This is a genomic window from Endozoicomonas sp. (genome assembly GCF_051008435.1).
GTDB lineage: Bacteria > Pseudomonadota > Gammaproteobacteria > Pseudomonadales > Endozoicomonadaceae > Endozoicomonas_A.
In genome coordinates this window covers 1-5,705 of the sequence record NZ_JBPCXO010000339.1, presented here as the reverse complement: position 1 = coordinate 5,705, position 5,705 = coordinate 1, and the positions used below count along the sequence as shown (strand labels likewise).

General features: G+C 49.5%; 3 protein-coding genes and 1 pseudogene. All 4 read right to left on the bottom strand.

Annotated features, from left to right (window positions below; all coding sequences use genetic code 11):
• Positions 1-381: 381 nt before the first annotated feature.
• Positions 382-558: pseudogene (locus tag ACR2PX_RS17050) on the bottom strand (hotdog domain-containing protein); the annotation flags it as partial.
• A 63-nt stretch (positions 559-621) separates the two neighbouring features.
• Positions 622-1,098 carry a hypothetical protein gene (locus ACR2PX_RS17045; protein WP_434000560.1) on the bottom strand — a complete coding sequence of 159 codons (477 nt, stop codon included), beginning with the start codon at positions 1,096-1,098 and terminating at the stop codon, positions 622-624.
• A 107-nt stretch (positions 1,099-1,205) separates the two neighbouring features.
• Entirely contained in the window at positions 1,206-4,589 is a 3,384-nt protein-coding gene (locus ACR2PX_RS17040) for an ATP-binding protein (protein WP_434000559.1), read from the bottom strand.
• A 219-nt stretch (positions 4,590-4,808) separates the two neighbouring features.
• A partial coding sequence (ruvB, locus tag ACR2PX_RS17035) for a Holliday junction branch migration DNA helicase RuvB (protein WP_434000558.1) occupies positions 4,809-5,705 on the bottom strand: 897 nt, incomplete at its 5' end.

Genomic DNA, 5,705 nt, shown 5'->3' with positions numbered 1-5,705 from the left:
AGAACGAGTCGAATTATTCGATGGATTCGTGAGAATAGTTGACCTATTTAATCGAATTCATCGAATAATTGGGCCGTTCTTTCTGGAATTTAGGCCGAAATAGTCTTAAGTCCGACAGGCTCCTAGTACCCCGTCCGCTTCCATTTGATAGGTTCAGTGGTTCGTAAAGCGTCCATACGCAAGGCGAATTTGCGCAGGCATAGTGGTTCTACGTCAAGCAAGTTCAACGCAGTCGGATGGCCGCTTTACGAACCACCCGAAGGGCGTAAGCCAGAGCCTTCAGCTCCGCGTTGCAGCTGTTTGAAAGACCCGGGTATTCCTGCACAGCTACGCCTTGACCTGAAGGATCTGGCTTTCGCTGAACCTATCAAATGGAGCCGGATGGGGTACTAGCTGCTTCTTTTCTTTTAGCAATTTCTGATGATCATAACCGGTACTTCGCAGATACTCGGTTCTGGCTCGTTCCATAAACTTCAGATAATTAACGTGATAGACGATGCCGCCGGCATCCGTATCTTCATAATAAACTCGAACAGGTACAGAGAAAATATCAGTCACTGGTTTGGGTCACTAGCTTGGAATCTCGACAGAGACTGCCAGAGACGCCTGCTTTATGGCAAGTTAATAACACCACGAGCGACCACAATGATTATGGTAGTGCGGAGCAGGATAGGAACCTCTGCTTTTGTAAGCGTCGATTTTTTCTTTATCCAGCCTCTGCTTATTCAACAGCTCTTCCTGCTCGGTTCTGCGCTGGAGCAAATCGGCCACAGGAACCGGTTTATTGAGGCGCTTCAAGGCTTGAGTGGCTTCCGGAATGCCCCAGCGAGCCGCCATTGAATAATTTTCAACTGCCTGAGTCAGTGAGGTCGGTGTACCCATACCCTGCTCATAACAGACTCCGGCATGGTACAGGTCTATTGGCAGCTGGCTGGAACCATGAAGCACTTGCGAACAACCAGCAGGTGACAAAGAAAATGGCGCTGAGTAAAGTCCAGGCCGCATAGGTGTGGCTTCCGTCGCGACATTCTGACAACCACTCAGAACGATGAGCGACAGCACACACAAACTGTAGATTCGCAGAGTTCTCATAAGCATCAGCGGATCCGTCTCCATTATTGTCTTGAAGTGAACTGATAGTTTATACAGATTCATTCATTACCCTGATTTGAACAGCGGGTAACGGCTCTTTGACCCTGACAGAATCAGTCAGTTCCATTTCTCAACATCACCAGTTTCTCGCGAACAAACTCAATTCCTGCAATGTCCAGACTCCTACAGAGCCTGGCCAGCTGCGCAGGGCACTCACCATACTCCTGCTCTGTACTCCAGTGCTCGGCTCTCATCTGCAGCGCTTCAATATCACCTACTTCCATACTTTGCTCTATGGCATCGATCATTTCCTGAAGCTTCTCTGCACAAACTTCTCTGGAATCCGTATTGGTCTGAGCTCTTTGGTATGAGTGGGACAGCCAGTGGGAAACCTTTGCAAACAGCTCATCAAACCTTACAGGCTTGGCAATAAAGTCACAAAACCCCGTCTCGATTATGGTTTCTCGGGTCGCTTCCGAAACACTGGCGGACACAGCGATCACATTCAAACTTTCCTGCCCGGGCAGTCGATGAATCCTGCGGGTAGCAGCAATGCCATCCATGACGGGCATCTTGAGATCCATCAAAATCAGATCAAACCGCTCTGTCATATTATTGTTCACGGCCTCTATGGCGCCCTGACCATCTCCAGCACTGATCACCTCAAGACCCTCTGACACCAATGCCTCGGACAGCATATTCCGGTTATCTGCGTTATCATCCACCACCAGCACTTTCCTGCCTTCCGGTATCTGCACGGCCTGGTTATGATAATCCATAGCTTCTGGCAAACGCTTGCTGCCAGCCTCTTCTTCAATCGCTGTTTCAAAAGGAATCGCAAAACTGAAACAACTGCCCTTATCCTGCTCACTCTCCAGCACCAGCTCTCCACCCATAGCCTTGACCAGGCGGTAGCTTATAGCCAGTCCCAAGCCGGTACCTCCCTGTTTCTGACCTGACTTCAACTGGGTGAAAGGCCTGAACAGTCGCTCTCTTTCATCGTCCCTGATCCCTATACCACTGTCTTTCACTGAAAACCTCAGGCATTTGGCTGTGTCTTCTTCTGTATTGACAGACACCTTCACAAAACCGAAGTCTGTAAACTTCACCGCATTGCCCACGAGGTTAATCAATACCTGTCGTAATTTGACGTTATCCCCCACTATTTCTATTGGGATTCTATCGTCGACCTGCAATTGCAGACTCAGCTTCTTGGTTCTGGCTACCTCTTTTACATTGGCGATCACCGTGCTTAGCGTGGCTCTCAAATCGAACGGTTGCGGATCCAACTCCACACCACTGCTTTCAATCTTGGTGATATCCAGAATGTCATTAATCAAAGTCATTAAATGAAAGCCACAATCTTCCAGAGAACTGAGATTCTCCAGATACCGTGTCGGAATGTTCTTGTCCGACAGCAGCAACTGGGCATACCCCAGCACACCATTCAGCGGGGTTCGCAACTCATGACTGATATTGGAAAGGAACATGGATTTAGCCCGGCTGGCATGCTCAGCCTTTACCTTGGCAGAGACCAGTTCGGTTTCTATTTTTTTCCTTTCCGTCACATTGCGCAACACAATGGAGATCTGAATACCATCGGTTGAACTGAGTACATTGCTGGAAACCTCCATGGGGAAACAGTGCCCCAGGCGGTCCATTCCCACAGACTCATAGCTTGCCAGACAAAAGCTGCCATGAAGCTCCTGATGATAGGGCCTCAGCAGAGGATGCCCAGGCCAGGACCGGGAATCGATCAATAAAGCCAGAGGCATATTAATCAGTTCTGACTCACTGTATCCGAACAGTTCCGAAACCTTGCGGTTAATCAGGCTGATGATGCCATCTTCATTGGTGATCACGGTGGCGTCGGGGGCTGACGCGATCAGCAGTTTGAACTTCTCCGTATCACGGGTCCGATCGGTAATATCGTTCCCCATCCCTTCAATAATGCGTCCCTGATCTGAAAACTCGGCACTGGTGGTACAGAACAGCTCTATAAGACGAATACTGCCGTCGCGATGCCGCATTTCCACTTCAAATGCTTCCTGCCATTCTCCTCCCACCAACCGTTTCAGGACTTTATTAAAAGGCTGGTTCGAGAGGGATTCTGTCAGATAATCCTGCAGCCCTCCTGTGAATTCCTGATCTCGATAACCCAACACAGCGGTAACGGATGGGCTGACGTGAAGGATCCTGCCGCTCTCATCAAGATTAAAATAGAAATAGCGGCCTCTAAGTTGCTGCACCAAATGACCAATGTTACTGGCCCGGGCCTGATGCAGAGAAAGCTCCCGATCTTTCAGCCGTTCCAATAACTGGCTAAAACTTCGGTCCAGGCTGGACGCTTCATCCCGGGTGTCATCATCCACTGGGGAACCATAAGAATCAGCCACTTCATTCATTTGTCGCTTTAGCTGATTGAGTGGGCGCGTAATTCTCCCTGATACCGTCCACAGGCAGAATATAGTCAGTATCAGCATCAGCAAAACTACACCAACGCTGATCATTCCATGCTCTATCACCGGCCCCAACAACTCGCTTTCAAGTATTCCCATACTCATGTACCAGCCAGTTGAAGGAATGGGCGTTGCGGTCACCCACTTTTTCTCACCACGAACCTGGACCCTGAAGTTGACCGACTGCCCCCTCAGGGTCACCCGCTCCAGGGCTTCTCGATAAAGCAGACAGGGTTCCGAGCTGCTACTGGGACGAATGGGACTGAAAAGAAATTCAGAAATTTGCTGACCCGAGCTGGAATGAGTGACATTAAGTTTGCTGTAGCCCTCACAGGGGCCATGATGAACAAAATATTCCAGCAATCGAAACCTGGGCATGGAAATGCCATTGGCGTATACCACTACCCCGTCCTGATTGAGAATAATCAGCCGGGTGTTAGGGTTATACCATTGCATGGGATCCCTTAGCCGGGATGCATTGATATCAACCCGAAGCAAATGGCGCTGGCCTGGGCCCACATCGACCGGAATCAGATAGGTTGAAGCAAATACTTCCAGGTTTTCGGGGTTTGCTGTGGTGTACCATTCACTCTGTTTGCGGTCGCCATACATCAGCTCCCTAACCATCAACTGCGAGACCGGAGGCACACTTCGGGTATCATAGATACGCTCAAAACCTGTGTTCGAGTGCTCCCAATACTCTGAAAACTGCTCACCTTCTTCTGAAATAATACCAACGCCCGTCACGACCTTATTATTGATAAACAGAGCATTGATCGAACCTTCAAACAAACCGGCCTTGTCACCCTGATGATATTTCAGTTCGACAGACAGGGCTTTGCTGGCAGTCATAATTTCCCGAAGGCTGCCATCAATGACTGAGACATAGTGCAGACTCTGCTCCAAATGCCGGCGACTGATCTCTGAGGTAGCAGAATAGAAAGAGAAATAGATGTAGATAGCTGAGATCAGACTATAGAAAATCACTGCCGGAAGCAGTGTAAATAAAGTGATCTTCTGCCTGATAGAAGTAGACATAACAACTTGGAAAGAAGACAAGTCGCTTCATACATTGCACACCGGCTGACACAACAGACAGAGGTAAGGCAAAGTGCAGAGGCTCCCTGCGACCAGAGTGACCTGTTTTTAATTGGAATGCCATCAAAAATAGACACTCATTCAAACACTGGCCAATCTATTTCTTTTGGTCAGCGTCTGAATCAGAAGTGATATCAAGCAGGATTGACAAGAGGCTGTTTATTCTTTGATCTGGGAATCAAGTCCAAAGTGCAGATAAGCGTGCTTGGTGACCATCCGCCCTCTGGGGGTTCTCATGATATAACCTTGCTGAATCAGGAAAGGCTCCAGCACATCTTCGATAGTATCCCTTTCTTCGCTGATGGCAGCAGCCAGACTGTCCACTCCGACCGGCCCACCATCAAATTTCTCAATCATGGCCAATAACAAGCGCCTGTCCATATGATCAAAACCACTGGCATCCACATCCAGCATGTCCAACGCAGCATCAGCGGTTTTCTTGTGAATGATCCCATTGCCCTTCACCTCGGCAAAATCTCTGACCCTTCTCAATAAGCGGTTAGCAATCCTGGGCGTCCCCCTGGAGCGGCAGGCAATTTCTCCCGCACCGTCCTTATCGATTTCAACACCAAGAATACCAGCGGAACGTTCTACTATGTGTGTCAGGTCCTCGATATTGTAGAATTCCAGTCGTTGGACAATACCAAAACGGTCTCTGAGCGGAGACGTTAACAGACCCGCTCTGGTCGTGGCTCCCACCAGAGTAAAAGGCGGCAGGTCAAGCTTGATTGAGCGCGCCGCTGGCCCTTCTCCAATCATGATATCCAGCTGATAATCTTCCATCGCCGGATACAGGATCTCCTCCACAAACGGGCTGAGGCGATGAATTTCGTCAATAAACAATACGTCACCGGGCTCCAGGTTCGTCATCAGCGCGGCAATGTCCCCGGCTTTTTCCAATACCGGGCCAGAGGTGGTTTTCAAGGAAACCCCCATCTCCTGCGCAATGATACTGGCGAGCGTGGTTTTACCCAGCCCCGGCGGGCCAAATATCAGTGTGTGATCCAGGGGCTCGTCGCGCCCCTTGGCAGCCTGCAGGAAGATGGTCATCTGCTC